This is a genomic window from Lentzea sp. NPDC036955, assembly GCF_055608005.1.
The window spans coordinates 41,301-57,229 of the sequence record NZ_JBVJRC010000007.1 but is presented as its reverse complement, the minus strand read 5'-3'; the positions used below and the strand labels follow the sequence as shown (position 1 = coordinate 57,229).

At 69.1% G+C, this 15,929-nt stretch carries 14 protein-coding genes; 11 read left to right on the top strand and 3 right to left on the bottom strand.

The window, feature by feature from the left end; translation table 11 throughout:
• Window positions 1-20: 20 nt before the first annotated feature.
• Window positions 21-632, top strand: coding sequence for an ANTAR domain-containing response regulator (locus ACZ7CF_RS23990; RefSeq protein ID WP_360390086.1), 612 nt, complete (start codon window positions 21-23; stop codon window positions 630-632).
• Here the strand turns inward: ACZ7CF_RS23990 and ACZ7CF_RS23985 are convergent.
• A complete protein-coding gene (locus tag ACZ7CF_RS23985; protein WP_470370630.1) occupies window positions 613-2,019 on the bottom strand; it encodes a hypothetical protein in 1,407 nt (468 codons plus the stop codon). The genes ACZ7CF_RS23990 and ACZ7CF_RS23985 overlap by 20 nt on opposite strands.
• Before the next feature lie 450 nt (window positions 2,020-2,469).
• On the opposite strand from ACZ7CF_RS23985, the gene ACZ7CF_RS23980 reads away from it, so the two are divergent.
• The 5 genes from ACZ7CF_RS23980 to ACZ7CF_RS23960 all read left to right on the top strand — a co-directional run bounded on the left by ACZ7CF_RS23980 (window position 2,470) and on the right by ACZ7CF_RS23960 (window position 7,913).
• Window positions 2,470-3,696: a branched-chain amino acid ABC transporter substrate-binding protein gene (locus ACZ7CF_RS23980; RefSeq protein ID WP_360390081.1), complete on the top strand. Its 1,227-nt coding sequence runs from the start codon at window positions 2,470-2,472 to the stop codon at window positions 3,694-3,696.
• A 77-nt stretch (window positions 3,697-3,773) separates the two neighbouring features.
• On the top strand, window positions 3,774-4,688 hold the full coding sequence (locus tag ACZ7CF_RS23975; protein WP_360390078.1) for a branched-chain amino acid ABC transporter permease: 915 nt from the start codon (window positions 3,774-3,776) through the stop codon (window positions 4,686-4,688).
• Window positions 4,685-6,397, top strand: a complete 1,713-nt coding sequence (locus ACZ7CF_RS23970; protein WP_360390075.1) for a branched-chain amino acid ABC transporter permease — start codon at window positions 4,685-4,687, stop codon at window positions 6,395-6,397. The genes ACZ7CF_RS23975 and ACZ7CF_RS23970 overlap by 4 nt, the downstream gene beginning before the upstream one ends.
• Window positions 6,394-7,200 (top strand): ABC transporter ATP-binding protein, encoded by an 807-nt coding sequence (locus ACZ7CF_RS23965; protein ID WP_360390072.1) that lies wholly within the window; start codon window positions 6,394-6,396, stop codon window positions 7,198-7,200. The genes ACZ7CF_RS23970 and ACZ7CF_RS23965 overlap by 4 nt, the downstream gene beginning before the upstream one ends.
• Window positions 7,197-7,913, top strand: coding sequence for an ABC transporter ATP-binding protein (locus tag ACZ7CF_RS23960; protein ID WP_360390069.1), 717 nt, complete (start codon window positions 7,197-7,199; stop codon window positions 7,911-7,913). Before ACZ7CF_RS23965 ends, ACZ7CF_RS23960 begins: the two co-directional genes overlap by 4 nt.
• A 161-nt stretch (window positions 7,914-8,074) precedes the next feature.
• Here ACZ7CF_RS23960 and ACZ7CF_RS23955 read toward each other — a convergent pair whose 3' ends face one another.
• A complete protein-coding gene (locus ACZ7CF_RS23955) occupies window positions 8,075-8,434 on the bottom strand; it encodes a hotdog fold thioesterase (RefSeq protein WP_360391443.1) in 360 nt (119 codons plus the stop codon).
• A gap of 153 nt (window positions 8,435-8,587) precedes the next feature.
• Here ACZ7CF_RS23955 and polA point away from each other — a divergent pair, with 153 nt between their 5' ends.
• From polA to ACZ7CF_RS23930, 5 genes are all read left to right on the top strand, one after another.
• Window positions 8,588-11,215, top strand: coding sequence for a DNA polymerase I (gene polA / locus ACZ7CF_RS23950; protein WP_470370845.1), 2,628 nt, complete (start codon window positions 8,588-8,590; stop codon window positions 11,213-11,215).
• Between the two features lie 719 nt (window positions 11,216-11,934).
• On the top strand, window positions 11,935-12,678 hold the full coding sequence (locus ACZ7CF_RS23945) for a HalD/BesD family halogenase (RefSeq protein WP_360390064.1): 744 nt from the start codon (window positions 11,935-11,937) through the stop codon (window positions 12,676-12,678).
• A 20-nt stretch (window positions 12,679-12,698) separates the two neighbouring features.
• A complete protein-coding gene (locus tag ACZ7CF_RS23940; RefSeq protein ID WP_360390061.1) occupies window positions 12,699-13,928 on the top strand; it encodes an argininosuccinate synthase in 1,230 nt (409 codons plus the stop codon).
• Entirely contained in the window at window positions 13,925-14,827 is a 903-nt protein-coding gene (locus ACZ7CF_RS23935; RefSeq protein ID WP_360390058.1) for a methionyl-tRNA formyltransferase, read from the top strand. Before ACZ7CF_RS23940 ends, ACZ7CF_RS23935 begins: the two co-directional genes overlap by 4 nt.
• 27 nt (window positions 14,828-14,854) lie before the next feature.
• Window positions 14,855-15,244 carry a RidA family protein gene (locus ACZ7CF_RS23930; RefSeq protein ID WP_360390054.1) on the top strand — a complete coding sequence of 130 codons (390 nt, stop codon included), beginning with the start codon at window positions 14,855-14,857 and terminating at the stop codon, window positions 15,242-15,244.
• 137 nt (window positions 15,245-15,381) lie between these two features.
• Here the strand turns inward: ACZ7CF_RS23930 and ACZ7CF_RS23925 are convergent, their stop codons facing one another.
• On the bottom strand, window positions 15,382-15,861 hold the full coding sequence (locus tag ACZ7CF_RS23925) for an aminotransferase class V-fold PLP-dependent enzyme (RefSeq protein ID WP_470370844.1): 480 nt from the start codon (window positions 15,859-15,861) through the stop codon (window positions 15,382-15,384).
• Between the last annotated feature and the right edge of the window lie 68 nt (window positions 15,862-15,929).

Genomic DNA, 15,929 nt, shown 5'->3' with positions numbered 1-15,929 from the left:
CGATCGTCAGGAGGACCCCGGTGACCCAGCAGGCTGCCGAGGCCCAGTCCGAAGCCACGCGCAAGGCCCCGCGCGTGCTCGTCGCCGAGGACGAGGCGCTCATCCGCCTCGACCTCGTGGAGATGCTGCGCGAGGAGGGCTACGACGTGGCCGGTGAGGCCGCGGATGGTGAAGAGGCGATCAAACTCGCGACCGAGCTCGACCCCGACCTGGTGATCCTGGACGTCAAGATGCCCAAGGTCGACGGGATCGAGGCCGCGCAGCACATCGCGGGCAACCGGATCGCGCCGGTCGTGATCCTCACCGCGTTCAGCCAGCGCGAGCTGGTCGAGCGCGCCCGTGACGCGGGTGCGATGGCGTACCTGGTCAAGCCGTTCGCGAAGCGGGACCTGGTGCCCGCGATCGAGCTGGCGATCAGCCGGTTCAACGAGCTCGCGGCACTGGAGCAGGAGGTCGCCGGTCTGACCGAGCGGCTGGAGACCCGCAAGGTCGTGGAACGGGCCAAGGGCATCCTCATGACCAAGCAGGGTCTGAGCGAGCCGGAGGCGTTCCGGTGGGTGCAGCGCACCGCCATGGACCGCCGCACCACGATGAAGGCCGTGGCCGAGGCCGTCATCGAGAACTTCGGCTGAGCTCCAGCCAGACCGAGTCCGCCTGCCGTCCCGGATCCTCGGGGCGCAGGCGGACTTCGACGTCGTGGCCGCCCTTGAGCGCGAGGAGCAGCTCGTGCCGGCCGCCGACGCCACCGGGCGTGGCGACCGTGGCCGCGTGGTGCCGATCGACGTACACCTCGAAGCCCGCCACGGGAGCCACTGACGGTGTGGCGCTGCCGTCGAGGGTGACCACGAGCGTTGCCTCGTTCGGGGTCACAGCGGCGAACTCAGCGGTCATCACGGGCACAGCGGGTGGCAGGGGTCCGGGGGCGTTCGGCAGCCGCGCCCGCGTCTCGCCCGGCACCTCCAGGTAGCTCTCCAGCACCTGCGCCTGCGACGCGCCCGGCATCCGCAGCACGAACGGCGACAGCGCCCCGGTCTCGGGTCCGAGCAGCTCGGCCGGGACGTCACCGGCCACGGTGACCTCGGAGTCCTGCGCCGCCGACCAGCCCTCGGTCTGCGGCCGCAACGGGATTCGCGCCGTTCCGAGCTGCGCCACCAGGCCGTTCACGTCACCGCCGTCGCCCAGCCGGACCGTGGCGCGCAGCCGGGCGGAAGGCGCGTTCCGCAACGGTGTGCGCGCCACGCCGATGCCCGGCGCCTCCTCCTCCGGCTCCAGCACGCGCAACGTGCCCGCCACGACGGGCGTCTCGACGACCTCGGTGATCGGCCGCGGCCCGCCGGAGATCCCGACGGTGTCGACCTCGACCCGTCCCGGCCGTCCCGGCGGCGCGGTCACGCCGACCAGCACGGTCGCCTGCCGCCACGCGGGCACCGCGGCCGAGCGGGAGATCTCCGCGCCGTCCTGCAGCACGCGCACGCCGTCACGGGTCAGCACCACCTCGAACCGGTGCAGCACGCCCGCGCCGCGCGTGCCGGCGACTGAGTCGTCCACCACCACGCGGATCGCGCCGGCCGGGGGAGTGGGTCCGGCCAGGTCGGGCGTGCCCGGCACGAGGTCCACCACGAGCTTGCCGCGGGGACCCGCCGCCGACGTCACCACCGCGACACGCCCGAGCTCGCCGGCGTCTTCGAGCACCAGCGGTGACCGCGCCCGCAGGACCGCCGTGCCCTCGCCGCACGGCATGTCGACCACGAGCCGGCCCGAGCCCAGCGAGGGGTTCACGCAGCCGCGCCGGCCGCTGAGGTGGAAGTGCCGCTCCACCCGCGGGTCGTCGAACTCCTCCAGGAACCCGGACACCCGCTGCCGCCACGCCCCGTCGTCCCCCGCGCGTTCCTCGGCGCGGACCGGCGCCGACCGCCGGCCGTGCGCGTCGACCGCCCGCACCTCCGGTGTGCCACCGCCGGCGACCTCGGGTGACGCGACCAGCCTGCCCGACACCTCGTAGCCCGCGGCGCCCGCCACGGGAGACCATTGCACCCGCCCGTCGTTGCTCCAGACGGAGGACGGTGCCGAAATCGAGCCTGAACGGGGCGGTGGCTTGACATAGTCGGCCGTGTAGCTCGTCAGCCGCACAGGTTCCGAGCTGGGGTTTTGCGGGTCCGGGCCGGGGTCGCGCAGCACCAGGACCGCCGAGGTCAGCACCCCGGCGGCAGCGATGACTGCGACCAAACGACGACGCGGAGTCATACGCCCAGGCTATGGCAGCAGTCCAAAGAGTGAACGAAGGTTACTGACGGTGACTTTCCTTAAACAAAACATAACGCCGAGTTGCGTTATGGTCACGAGCCCATTGGCGTTGATGACTGGGGTCACAATCAGCGCCTAGGGTCCGGCCATCCCTCAGCAGAGGGGCGTGGAGCGGTGCGCGGAGATCTCGCCATCGCAGTGAGCACGGATAGAGGAGGGACTCACGTGCGTAAGCACCTTGTGAAGTCCGCAGCGATCGTCGGCGCCACGCTGCTCGTCGTCGCGGCCTGTGGCACGAATGACAAGACCGAAGCGGGCGGCACCGGGGGCAGCTGCGACACGTCGAAGGGCACGCTGACCGTCGGCGTTGTCGCTCCGCTGTCCGGAAACCTGTCGGCGCTCGGCATCGGCATCAAGCAGTCCGCTGAGCTCGCCGTGGACGAGGCCAACAAGAAGTGCACCGTCAAGGGCTACAAGCTCCAGGTGTCGGCCCAGGACGACGAGGCGAACCCGGCCAAGGGCGCCCAGGCGGCCACCAAGCTGTCGACCGACCCGAACGTCGTCGGCGTCGTCGGCACGCTGAACTCGTCGGTCGCCCAGACGGTGCAGCCGATCCTGCGCGACAAGAAGATCCCGCAGGTGTCGCCCGCGAACACCAACCCGTCGCTGACCAGGGGCAACGACTTCCTGACGGCGCCGAAGCGGCAGTTCGACAACTACTTCCGCGTCTGCGCGACCGACGACCTGCAGGGCCCGTTCGCGGCCAACTACATGGTCGAGAAGGCCGGCAAGAAGAAGATCGCGATCATCACGGACGGCAAGACCTACGGCAAGGGTCTGGCGGACGAGTTCGCGAAGCAGGTCGCCAAGAAGGGCGGCACGATCGTCGGCACCGAGACCGTCGGTGAGAAGGACACGGACTTCTCCGGCGTCGTGTCGAAGATCAAGGGCCTCGCGCCCGAGGCCGTCTACTACGGCGGTGAGTACCCGGCCGCCGGTCCGCTGTCCAAGCAGATGAAGGACAACGGCCTGAACGTCCCGCTCATGGGCGGCGACGGCATCTACGACCAGAAGTTCATCGACCTCGGCGGCAAGGAGGGCGACCTCGCCACCTCCGTCGGTGCGCCGACCGAGTCGCTGGAGACCGCCAAGGCCTTCGTGACCGCGTACAAGGAGAAGTTCGGCAAGGAGGACTTCGCCGCCTACGGTGCGTTCTCCTACGACGCCGCGAACGCGATCATCGGTGGTCTGGCCAAGACCGTCGAGGGCGGCGAGTGGGGCGACGCCAAGCGCGACGCCATGCTGACCAACGTCGGTGCCTACAGCGGTTCCGGCGCCACCGGTGAGGTCAAGTTCGACCAGTACGGCGACAGCACCAACAAGGTCCTGACCGTCTACCAGGTCACCGGCACCAAGTGGGATGACGTGCAGACCGGCGAGTACACGGGCTGACCGACTGCTGATCGTTAAATGAAGCTGCGGCGGGGGCGGGCGAAGTTTGCTCGCCCCCGCCGTCTACGGAGGTAGTCGTGTCAGTCCTGCTCCAACAGCTGGCGAACGGGGTCGTGCAGGGCGCTTTGATCGCCCTGATCGCCCTCGGGTACACGATGGTGTACGGCATCATCCAGCTGATCAACTTCGCCCACGGTGAAGTCTTCATGGTGTCCTCGTACGGAGGACTCGCCACGTTCACGCTTCTTCCTGACGACCTCAAGAAGTCGCCTGCCGTGGCTCTGCCGCTGATGTTCCTGGGCGGCATCCTCGTCGCGGTCGTCGTGGCCGTGGTCATGGAACGCTTCGCCTACCGGCCGCTGCGCAACGCGCCCCGGCTCGCGCCGCTCATCACGGCGCTCGGCGTCTCGGTGTTCCTCCAGGAGGCCGTGCGCGTCTGGTACCCCGACGCCACGTCCAACCTGCCCTACCCGAAGGTCTTCCCGACGGGGAGCCTCGCCCTCGGCCCCATCAGCGTGCCGTGGACCGGCGTGCTGCTCGTGGTGCTGTCGGTCGGTCTGTCGATCCTGCTGCAGACCTACATCAACCGGTCGCGGATGGGCCGTGCGATGCGGGCCACCGCGCAGGACCCCGACACCGCGAAGCTGATGGGCATCAACCCCGACCGCGTGATCGTGCTGACGTTCGTGTTCGGTGCCGTGCTCGCCGGTGTCGCCGGCGTCATGTTCGGCGGATACCTGAACAACATCAACATCGACATGGGCTTCCAGAACGGCATCTTCGCCTTCACGGCGGCCGTGCTGGGCGGCGTCGGCAGCATCCGCGGTGCGGTCATCGGCGCGTTCATCATCGGTCTGATCAAGACCCTGGCCGGCCAGTACATGCCGGGCGGTACCCAGTACGACTACGTCTGGATCTTCGTCGTGCTGATCCTCGTGCTCGTCTTCCGCCCGCAGGGTCTGTTCGGCGAGCCGGAAAGGGTGCGCGCATGACCACGACCGCTGCTGAGAAGCGCTCCGCTCTCGCGCCACTGGGCAAGCCGTTCGCGGCCGTCGGCGGCGTGCTGTCGATCGTCGCGGCCATGCTGCCGTGGGTCACGTTCCCGCTCAACGACGGGAACTGGCCGGACAAGTCGACGCTGTCGTTCTTCGACGCGCCGTTCGCGCTCACCGGCTTCCGCTGGCACATGCTGGTGCTCGGTGTGCTCGTGCTCGTCGCCGCCTTCGCGCCGACCCCGTCCAAGGGCCGCGTCGTGCGCGCGCTGGGCTGGGGCGTCCTGTCGGTGGCTGCCATCAACGGCATCTACCTCGTCGTCAAGGGCGGCGGGTTCGGTGCCATCACCGCGTACAAGGACGTGGTGGCGTTCGGCAGCATCGCCGGCGTCGTCGCCGGTGTGCTGGTGATCCTCGCCGGCTACGGCATCGGCATCGAGCCGCCCGGCAACTGGCGGATCAAGCTCAGCACGCCGGTGGCGTACCTGGTGCTGCTGGTGTCGTTCGGCGCGGTGCTCTACGCCGTCTCCGCGATGCTGACCACCGGCGGTGTCGGTGCCGGCAACCCGTACGCGGGCGCCATCTTCCTGTCGTTCCTCGGCTTCGCCGGCGGACTGCTGGCGGCGCTCAACGGCATCGGCTACACCAAGTGGATCTCGCACCTGTCCGAGGAACACCGCGTGTTCAGCGTGATCGTGCTCCTGGCGTGCGCGCTGCTGCTGCCGTTCACCGACGCCGGCAACGAGTACTGGATGACGGTCGCGGCGAACATCGGCATCTACGCCGCCACCGCGATCGGCCTGAACATCGTCGTCGGCCTCGCCGGTCTGCTCGACCTCGGGTACGTGGCGTTCATGGGCATCGGCGCGCTCGTCGCGGCGAACTTCTCCGGTGCCGCCGCCGCGAACTTCGGCATCGACCTGCCGTTCCCGGTGGCCGCGGTCATCGCGGCGGTCGTGGCCGGCATCTTCGGCGCCATCGTCGGTTCGCCGACGCTGCGCGTGCGCGGTGACTACCTGGCGATCGTGACGCTGGCGTTCGGTGAGATCTTCACCCGCTCCGCGCAGAACAACATCGGCGGCATGACCAACGGCTCCAACGCCATCCCGGGCGTCCCGCAGCTGTCGCTGTTCGGCACTGAGTTCAACAAGCAGCTGACCCTCGGCTCGGTGAAGCTGCCGGCCGGTGTCCTCTACTACGTGCTCATCGTGCTGCTGGTCGCGGCGACGATGACGGTGTTCGCGAACCTCAAGTTCAGCCGCATCGGCCGTGCCTGGATCGCGATCCGCGAGGACGAGGACGCGGCCCGCGCGATGGGCATCCGCACCGGCAAGATGAAGATCCTCGCGTTCCTCATCGGCGCCATGCTGGCCGGTCTCGCGGGTGCGGTGTTCGCGCACAAGAACGGCACCGTGTCCTACGAGTCGTTCAAGTTCCTCGAGTCGATCACGCTGCTCGCGGCGGTCATCCTCGGCGGCATGGGCTCGATCCCCGGCGCCGTGCTCGGTGCCGCGCTGCTGTTCGTGCTGCCCGAGAAGCTGCGCGACTTCGAGGACTACCGCCTGATGATCTTCGGCCTCGCGCTGGTGCTCATCATGCGGTTCCGCCCGCAGGGCCTGATCCCCGACGCGCACCGGCGCGCGGAGCTGGCCGATGAGAACGTCGACGGCACCCACGTCGACGAGCTGCCGAAGGAGGCGAAGGCGTGACGCCGGTGTTGGAGGCGCGTGACGTCTCGATGGTCTTCGGTGGCCTCAAGGCGCTGAAGAACGTGACGTTGTCGCTCGACGAAGGCAAGATCGTCGGCCTGATCGGCCCGAACGGCGCGGGGAAGACCACGTTCTTCAACTGCCTCACGGGCCTGTACACGCCGACCACCGGACAGGTGCTGCTCAAGGGCAACGTCCTGCCCGGCGACCCGGCCAAGGTGACCGACGCGGGTCTCGCCCGCACGTTCCAGAACATCCGGCTGTTCCCCAGCATGACCGTGCTGGAGAACGTCATGGTGGGCAGGCACGTGCGGATGAAGCAGGGTCCGCTGGCGTCGCTGTTCCACGGCCCGGCCTACCACCGCGGCGAGAAGGCGGCCCGCGAGCGCTCCCGCGAGCTGCTCGAGTTCGTCGGCCTGCGCGGACCGGACGACGAGCTCGCGCGCAACCTCCCGTACGGCGACCAGCGCCGTCTTGAGATCGCGCGCGCGTTGGCCACCGACCCGTCGGTGCTGCTGCTCGACGAGCCCACCGCGGGCATGAACCCGCAGGAGACGGAAGCGACGCAGCAGCTGATCTTCCGCATCCGCGAGACGGGTGTGTCCGTGGTCGTCATCGAGCACGACATCAAGTTCATCTTCGGGCTGTGCGACTCGGTCTCCGTGCTCGTGCAGGGCGAGCTGCTCGTCGAGGGCAGCCCCGAGGTCGTGCGCGCTGACCCGCGGGTCATCGAGGCCTACCTCGGCAAGCCGCCGGAGGAAGTCGAGCACGACATCGAGGCCGCGAAGGGGGAGCAGGCATGAGCCCGCTGCTCGAAGTCCGCAACCTCTCGGTCGCCTACGGCGCGATCGAGGCCGTCCGCGACATCTCGTTCACCGTCGAGGCCGGTCAGATCGTGTCGCTGATCGGCTCGAACGGTGCGGGCAAGACCACGACCCTGCGCACCATCTCGGGTCTGCTGCGCCCGGTGTCCGGCGAGATCCTGTTCCAGGGCAAGCCGATCCACAGCGAGCCGGCCCACGCCATCCTCGGCATGGGCATCTCGCACTCACCGGAGGGCAGGCGGCTCTTCCCGCGGATGACCGTGGAGGAGAACCTCCAGCTCGGCGCCTACGTCCGCAAGGACGACGGCGTGCAGGCCGACATGGACCGGGTCTACGAGCTGTTCCCCGTCCTGGGCGAGCGCCGGCACAACAAGGCCGGCCTCTTCTCCGGCGGTGAGCAGCAGATGCTCGCCATCGGCCGCGCGATGATGTCCAAGCCGCGCCTGCTCATGCTCGACGAGCCCTCCATGGGCCTCTCGCCGATCATGACCCAGCGCATCTTCGACACCATCAAGGAGCTGCAGTCGCTCGGCACCACCATCCTCCTGGTGGAGCAGAACGCACTGGCCGCCCTCGCGTTGTCGCACCACGGCTACGTGATCGACCTCGGCCGGACCACGCTGAACGGTCCCGGGCACCAGCTGCTGGCCGACCAGCGGGTGCGCGACGCGTACCTGGGCGAGTCGCACTGAGCCGGTAGCACGGCGAACGGGGCGGAGGAACCTTCCTCCGCCCCGTTTCCGCTGTTCAGCCCGGCCGTGGTTCACGTTCGGGCGTGACGAGTCGAAAGCGCAGGTGGCTCCAGGCCAGCGCCGCATCCACTGTGGACACCGGGTGGGACCTGCCCCGGTGCTCAGGCCCCCGGTGCCTTGGGGCGGATGATGCACGTGAGGCGCGCGGTGCAGGTCCGCTTGCCCTCCTCGTCGGAGATGGCGATCTCGAACGTCGCCGTGGACCGTCCCAGGTGGAGCGGGCGGCACACGCCCGTCACGATCCCCTCGCGCGCCGCGCGGTGGTGCGTGCAGGACAGCTCCAGCCCGAGGGCGATGGAGCCGAACGACGCCGCGTGCATGGTGGCCGCGACCGAGCCCAGCAGCTCGGCGAGCACCGCGTTCGCGCCGCCGTGCAACAGCCCGAACGGCTGGCGGTTGCCCTTGACCGGCATGGTGCCGACCATCTCCTGGACATCCCATCGGGTGATTTCTATGCCCATGCGGGTGTGCAACTGCTCGTCTGCGTACTCGGTGGGCAGGTCGCCGATCACGTGCGCTCCAGGGCTCAAGCGAAACTGTCAGACCACCACCCTAGACTCGGGCTCGTGACTCCCTCAGACGTGAAGCGGCTCCTGCTCATCGACGGTCACTCGATGGCCTATCGAGCGTTCTACGCCCTGCCCGCCGAGAACTTCCGGACGGCCACCGGGCAGGTCACGAACGCCGTGTACGGGTTCACGTCCATGCTCATCAACATCCTGCGCGACGAGCAGCCCACGCACGTGGCGGTGGCGTTCGACGTCTCCCGCAAGACGTTCCGCTCCGAGCAGTACCCCGAGTACAAGGCCGGTCGCTCCAAGACGCCGGACGAGTTCCGCAGCCAGGTCTCGCTGATCGGCGAGGTCCTCGACGCGCTCCAGATCTGCAAGATGGAGAAGGAGGGCTTCGAGGCCGACGACGTCATCGCCACGCTGACCACGCAGGCGGTGGAGCAGGGCTTCGAGGTGGAGATCGTCACCGGCGACCGGGACGCGTTCCAGCTCGTCAACGACAAGGTGACGGTGCTGTACCCGGTCAAGGGCGTGTCCGAGATGGGCCGGTTCACCCCGGCCTACGTCGAGGAGAAGCACGGCGTGAAGCCCGAGCAGTACGCCGACTACGCGGCGGTGCGCGGCGACTCGTCGGACAACCTGCCGAACACGCCCGGAGTGGGCCCCAAGACGATCATCAAGCTGCTCAACCAGTTCGGCGGGCTCGACGGGCTGGTCGACCGCGTGGACGAGGTGCCGGGCAAGGTCGGCGAGGCGCTGCGCGGCAACCTGAGCAACATCATCATGAACCGCCAGCTCACCGAGCTGGTGCGCGACCTGGAACTGCCGTACCAGATCGACGGTCTGGCGGTGAGGCAGTGGGACCGCGACGCGGTGCACCGGCTGTTCGACGAGCTGGAGTTCCGCGTCCTGCGCGACCGGCTGTTCCAGACCCTGTCGACCGCGGAGCCCGAGGCCGAGGAGGGCTTCGAGGTCTCCGGCGGCGCGATCCCGGCCGGCACGCTGGCCACATGGCTCGACGAGCACGCCCGTGGCGCCCGCGTCGGCGTGGCGCTGCGGATCTCGGGCCAGGACGTCGAGGGCGTCGCCCTGTGCACCGCCTCCGGTGAGGGCGGCTACGTCGCCGTCGAAGGCCTCGACGAGGCCGACGAGCAGGCGCTCGCCGCGTGGCTGGCGGACGAGGGCGTCACCAAGGCGGGCCACGACCTGAAGCTGCCACTGCGCCGGGTCCGCGCCCGCGGCTGGAAGCTGCGCGGCCTGACCTCGGACACGGCGCTCGCGGCGTACCTGGTGCGTCCCGGCCAGCGCTCGTTCGCCCTCGACGACCTGGCGCTGCGCTACCTCAAGCGCGAGCTGCGGGCCGAGGAGTCCGGTGACGGCCAGCTGTCGCTGCTGTCGGACGAGTCGGAGGAGGCCGCCAAGGTCGCCACCGGCGCGATCCTGCGCGCCCGCGCCGTGGCCGAGCTCGCCGACCGCCTCGACGCCGAGCTGGTGACGATCGGCGGCGCCGACCTGCTGGCGAACCTCGAGCTGCCGCTGATGAACGTGCTGGACGAGGTCGAGGCCGTCGGCATCGCGATCGACGTCGACCACCTGTCCGAGCTGGAGGCGCACTTCGCGGCCGGCGTGAAGCAGGCGGCGCAGGACGCGTACTCGGTGATCGGCAAGGAGATCAACCTCGGCAGCCCCAAGCAGCTGCAGGCGGTCCTCTTCGACGAGCTGAACATGCCGAAGACGAAGAAGACCAAGACCGGCTACACCACGGACGCCGACGCGCTGCAGAACCTGTTCGAGCAGACCGAGCACCCGTTCCTGCAGCACCTGCTGTCGCACCGCGACGTCACCCGACTCAAGTCCACTGTGGACGGCCTGCTGAAGTCGGTGGCCGACGACGGCCGCATCCACACGACGTTCCACCAGACGATCGCGGCGACCGGCCGGCTGTCCTCGACGGACCCGAACCTGCAGAACATCCCGATCCGCACCGACGAGGGCCGCCGCATCCGGCAGGCGTTCGTCGTCGGCGAGGGCTATGCCGAGCTGATGACCGCCGACTACAGCCAGATCGAGATGCGGATCATGGCGACGCTGTCCGGCGACGAGGGCCTGATCGCGGCCTTCAACTCCGGCGAGGACCTGCACACCTACGTTGCCTCGCAGGCGTTCTCGATCCCCACCTCCGAGGTGACCGGCGAGATGCGCCGCCGCATCAAGGCCATGTCGTACGGCCTCGCCTACGGCCTGTCCGTCTTCGGCCTGTCGCAGCAGCTGCGCATTCCCACCGAAGAGGCCCGCGAGCAGATGGAGGCGTACTTCTCCCGCTTCGGCGGCGTGCGCGACTACCTCAACGAGATCGTGGAGAAGGCCCGCAAGGACGGCTACACCGAGACCGTGCTGGGCCGCCGCCGCTACCTGCCCGACCTCAACTCGGACAACCGCCAGCGCCGCGAGATGGCCGAGCGCATGGCGCTGAACGCCCCGATCCAGGGCAGCGCCGCGGACATCATCAAGGTCGCGATGCTCGGTGTCTTCCGCGCCCTGGAGTCCTCCGGCCTGCGTTCCCGCATGCTGCTCCAGGTCCACGACGAACTGGTGCTGGAGATCGCCGACGGCGAGCGCGAGGCGGTCGAGGCCCTGGTCCGCGACCAGATGGGCAACGCTTACCAGCTCCAGGTGCCGCTGGAGGTCTCGGTGGGCGTCGGCCGTTCGTGGGACGACGCGGCGCACTAGCGCGACCGATCCGTTCCGCCGCACTGGAAAACTTGCCGTAGAACCTGAACTCTTCCCCTCAATTTGTTGCTCGTCAACGAGTTGAGGGGAAGAGTTCGGCTGTGGCCCCGCTCCCACGCCAGTCGGTGGGAACGCTCCAATGGTGTGTCCGCGCACGTCCGGCCTGCTCATGGCGTACCGAGTCGGCCTTGACATCGGCACCGCGCGCGTAGACCGCGGTCATCGGCCGTGATGCCACCACCCGCGCCCGCCGGCCGGTCAGCCACCGGGCAGGGTGGCCCTGGCGCACCGGCGTCCTGTTCGTGCCGGGGCCGCACGAGGCCGGACAACTCGAACCCGATGTGGTTGAACCGCCGCCGACGTGGGTAGCCCCGGTGCGCGAGGAGGACCGGCCCCGCGGGTGGATCGGCGTTGCGCCGTTCGCCGCCGCCGGGTTGGTCGCGCTCGCAGCGGTCGGAGGGTGCACGGCCCACGAGGTGACGCGGGAACCACCGCGTGTCGTGGCCGAGGGCGCCGAGGTCCCGCCGCCCGGAACGGCACCGCCGCCCGCGCTGCAGCCATAACGGACGTTGATCCCGCCCATTCCGGCATCGAACCACCCCGGTTAACCGCCGTTGACACCGGCTGAACAAAACCAGCAGGCTGTCGGGGCGTCACATTAGGAGCCGATTTCAGTGGGGGATTTTTTCGGCTGCAAACGACCGACCGGGGAGACGGAATTGTCCATCGTCACTTCACTGGATTCGTCCATCGAGGAGCACGTTCACCGCGAGGTGGACAACGAGCAGCTGTGGGCCTCGCGCAAGTCGTTCTACGAAACGGGCTTCGCGCTCGTGTCCTACCTGTTGCCGGCCGACGTGAAAGCCATGGTGGCCGCAGAGGTGAACGACCTGCTCGCCGAGCAGTCGATCCGCAGGGACCTGCACCTCGCCGAGACCAGCAACAGCCCGCGGTACATGCGCAACGTCACGGCGGCCGACATCCGGGCCCACGCGGGTGCGACCGTCGACCTCTACAGCAGCCCCGCCTTCATCAGGGCGCTGAGCAACGTCGCAGGTGAGCAGGTTCTGGAGTGCCCGTACGAGCCGGAGCACTACGTCATCACCCACCTCGAGCGCCCCGGTGACACGCATGGGTGGCACTGGGACGACTACAGCTTCGGGGTCATCTACGTGGTGGACTGCCCGGACGTCGAGTTCGGCGGGTTCGTGCAGACGGTGCCCGGTACGTCCTGGGACAAGAAGAACCCGCAGGTCTTCAAGCAGCTGGTGAACAACCCCATCTATTCGTACGAGCTGCGGCCCGGCGACATCTACCTGCTGCGCACCGACACCACGTTGCACCGCGTGCACCCGGTCGAGGAAGGCGCCACGCGCACGATCATCAACATGGCTTACGCGGCCGAGCGGGATCTGAGCAAGGAAATCTCGCACGAAACCATGGAAGACCTTTTCCGCGTCTGAAATAAAGTATGAGGAGCGTCGTGGTCAACAAAGTGGTTCTTGCCTATTCCGGCGGTTTGGACACCTCGGTCATCCTGGCGTGGTTGAAGGAGACCTACGAGTGCGAGGTGGTCGCGTTCATCGCGGACCTCGGACAGGGTGAGGAGCTGGACAGGGCGAGGGACAAGGCGTACGCCATCGGTGCGGCGGAGGTGTTCGTCGAGGACCTGCGCGAGGAGTTCGCACGGGACTACGTCTTCCCGATGCTGCGGGCCAACGCCGTCTACGAGGACGGTTACCTGCTCGGCTCGGCGATCGGGCGGCCGTTGATCGCGGCCAAGCAGATCGAGATCGCGAAGACCGTCGGCGCGGACGCCGTGGCGCACGGCGCGACCGGCAAGGGCAACGACCAGGTGCGGTTCGAGCTCGCGTACCAGACGCTCAACCCGGACATCAAGATCATCTCGCCGTGGCGGGAGTGGGACCTCAACACCCGCTCGCAGCTGCTCAAGTACGCCGCCGACCACGGCATCCAGATCGACAGCACCGGTGCGGCCGAGCGGCCGTACTCGGTCGACCAGAACCTGATGAACACCACCTACGAGGGCGAGGTGCTGGAGGACCCCGGCGCACTGCCCCCGCACGGCGTGTTCTTCCGGGTGCGCGACCTCGCGGAGGCACCGGACGAGCCGGAGCGCGTCACGATCACGTTCGAGGGCGGCGACCCGGTCGCGGTCGACGGCGTTCCGCTGAGCGCGACCGACACGTTCGGCAAGCTCAACGAGCTCGCGACGAAGCACGCGGTCGGCCGGGTCGACATGGTCGAGAACCGGATCATCGGCATCAAGACGCGTGGCGTGTACGAGACCCCCGGCGGTACGGTCCTGCTGACCGCGCGGCGCGCGCTGGAGGCGTTGACGCTCGACGGCGAGGTGGCGCTGCTCAAGGAGGAGCTGATGCCGCGCTACGCCAGGCTCGTCTACCGCGGTCTGTGGTTCGCCCCCGAGCGGGAGATGCTGCAGGCGGCGATCGACCACAGCCAGCAGAACATGTCCGGCGACGTCGAGGTGGCGCTGTACAAGGGGAACGTGAGCGTGCTGCGGCGCACCTCGCCGTTCTCCCGGCACAGCCGCAAGCGCGTGTCGTTCGAGGCGGGCGTGGGCGCGGCCGCCTACGAGCGGCACCACCCGGAGGGCTTCATCCGGATGAACGCGCTGCGCTTCGCGTCGGTCGCCGCGGCGGCCGACCCAGCGCCTGAGGGAGTTTCATGAGGATCGTCTTCTTCGGCTACGGCGAACTCGGCGCGGTGGTGCTCAGCGCGCTCGTCGAACACCACGACGTCGTGCTGGTGCTGACCCACCGCACCGAGTTCACCGGGCTCGGTGAGCCCCACGTGGCCGACCTGGTCGAGCAGCACGGGCTGCGGTCCGTGATCTCGTCGAACGGGCGCGAGCCCGAGCTCCCGGCGCAGCTGCGGGAGCTGGGAGCGGACGCGATCGTGTCCACGAACTGGCGCACCCGGCTGCCCGGCGAGCTGCTGACCACCTCACGACTGGGCGCGTTGAACGTGCACGACGCGCTGCTGCCGAAGTTCTCCGGGTTCGGTGCCGTCAACTGGGCGGTGCGGGAGCACGAGAGCGAGACCGGCGTGACGGTGCACCTGATGGAACCCGAGCTCGACACGGGGCCCGTCGTGGTGCAGCGGGTCGTGCCGATCGGCGACCACGACACGGCCACGGAGGTCTACGAGCAGGTGACCGCGCAGTACGTGCCGGCGACGCTGGAGGCGCTGCAGAAGCTGGCCGCGGGCGACCGGGGCACCGCGCAGGACGCGTCGAAGCGCACGTTCTGGCACCGGATCACCGAGGACGACACCAGGATCGACTGGACGAGGAGCACCAGGGAGATCTACGACCTGGTCCGCGGCCAGTCCGACCCGTACGTGAACGCCTGGACGATGCTCGACGGCCGCAAGGTCGCGGTGAAGAGGGCCGCGCCGCCGTCGATGGGCTTCTGCGGCACGCCCGGCCGGGTCGTGCGGCAGGCGGACGGCGGTGTCGCGGTCGTGACGGGCACCGAGGGGATCATCCTGCTGGAGGTCCAGGTCGACGGCGAAGAAGCACGTCCGGCGGCCGAGGTGTTCAAGAAGATGGGCGGCCGGCTCACCTGATCGTGGCCATGCGGGAGGATGCGGTGCGTGCGTACCGCATCCTTCACGCCGATCAACACGGCGATCCCCAGTCCCGGTTACGTCCAGGCGGCCAGCGTGCCCGGCGGCAGCAAGCTGCTGTTCGTGAGCGGTCAGATCCCGGTCGACGCCGACGGCAACGTGCCCGACAACTTCGACGACCAGTGCCGCCAGGCGTGGGCGAACGTGTTCGCCGCGCTCGAAGCGGCCGGCATGGACCGCACGAACATCGTCAAGGCGACGACGTTCCTGTCCGACCGCAAGTACCGCGGCGCCAACTCCCGCGTGCGCCAAGAGGTCCTCGGTGACCACGAGCCGGCGGTCACGGTGATCGCCTGCGACATCTACGAGGAGGAGTGGCTCCTGGAGATCGAGGTCGTCGCGGCCACCAGCGGGTGAGCGACCGGATCTCCGCGAGCGTCCGGTCCACCTCCTCCGGTGTGTTCGTGATGGCGGCGCCGATCCGCGCGTGGGGCCGCCGGTAGGGCGCGGTGGTGATCTGGATCCGTTTCCGCTCAAGGCGGGCGACGAGCCGGTCACCGGTCTGCCCGGCGACGTCGAAGCACACGAGCCCCGCGGACAGGTCCTGGTCGCGGGGCGTGTGCACGGTGACGCCGGGCAGCTCGGCAAGTCCTTCCTTGAACCGCGTGGCCAGCTCGGTGATCCGGGCGGCCACGCGGTCCCGGCAGCGCCGTGCCGCCGCGGCCGCCCAGGCTCGGCAGCAGTGGCACCACCTGGTCGCTCACCTGCGGCTTCGCCCACGTCATGCCGGTGCCGCGCGGCCCGGACAACCACTTGTGCGTGCCCGCGACGAACACGTCCGCGCCGGTCCGCGCGGGGTCCTCGTCCACGGCGGCCAGCCCGTGCACGCCGTCGACGACCAGCAGGCAGCGGTCCTCCTGCGCACGTCCCCTGTTCGCCTCGGCGACCACTTCGGCGCACGTGCGCACGGGCATGCGCAGGCCCGTGCCGGACTGCACCCGGGTGATGCCGACGGCACGGGTCCGCGGCGTGATCGCGCCGTGGAGCCTGGTCGTGATCTCGTCCTCGCGTCGAGCTTCCGCTTGAACGACTCGACCGCGTC

Excerpts from the sequence above, each read along its gene's own strand:
- ACZ7CF_RS23970 (WP_360390075.1), top strand. The coding sequence starts at position 4,685 with ATGACCACGACCGCTGCTGAGAAGCGCTCCGCTCTCGCGCCACTGGGC.
- ACZ7CF_RS23955 (WP_360391443.1), bottom strand. The coding sequence starts at position 8,434 with ATGGGCATAGAAATCACCCGATGGGATGTCCAGGAGATGGTCGGCACC.
- ACZ7CF_RS23935 (WP_360390058.1), top strand. The coding sequence starts at position 13,925 with ATGAGGATCGTCTTCTTCGGCTACGGCGAACTCGGCGCGGTGGTGCTC.
- polA (WP_470370845.1), top strand. The coding sequence starts at position 8,588 with ATGGCCTATCGAGCGTTCTACGCCCTGCCCGCCGAGAACTTCCGGACG.
- ACZ7CF_RS23960 (WP_360390069.1), top strand. The coding sequence starts at position 7,197 with ATGAGCCCGCTGCTCGAAGTCCGCAACCTCTCGGTCGCCTACGGCGCG.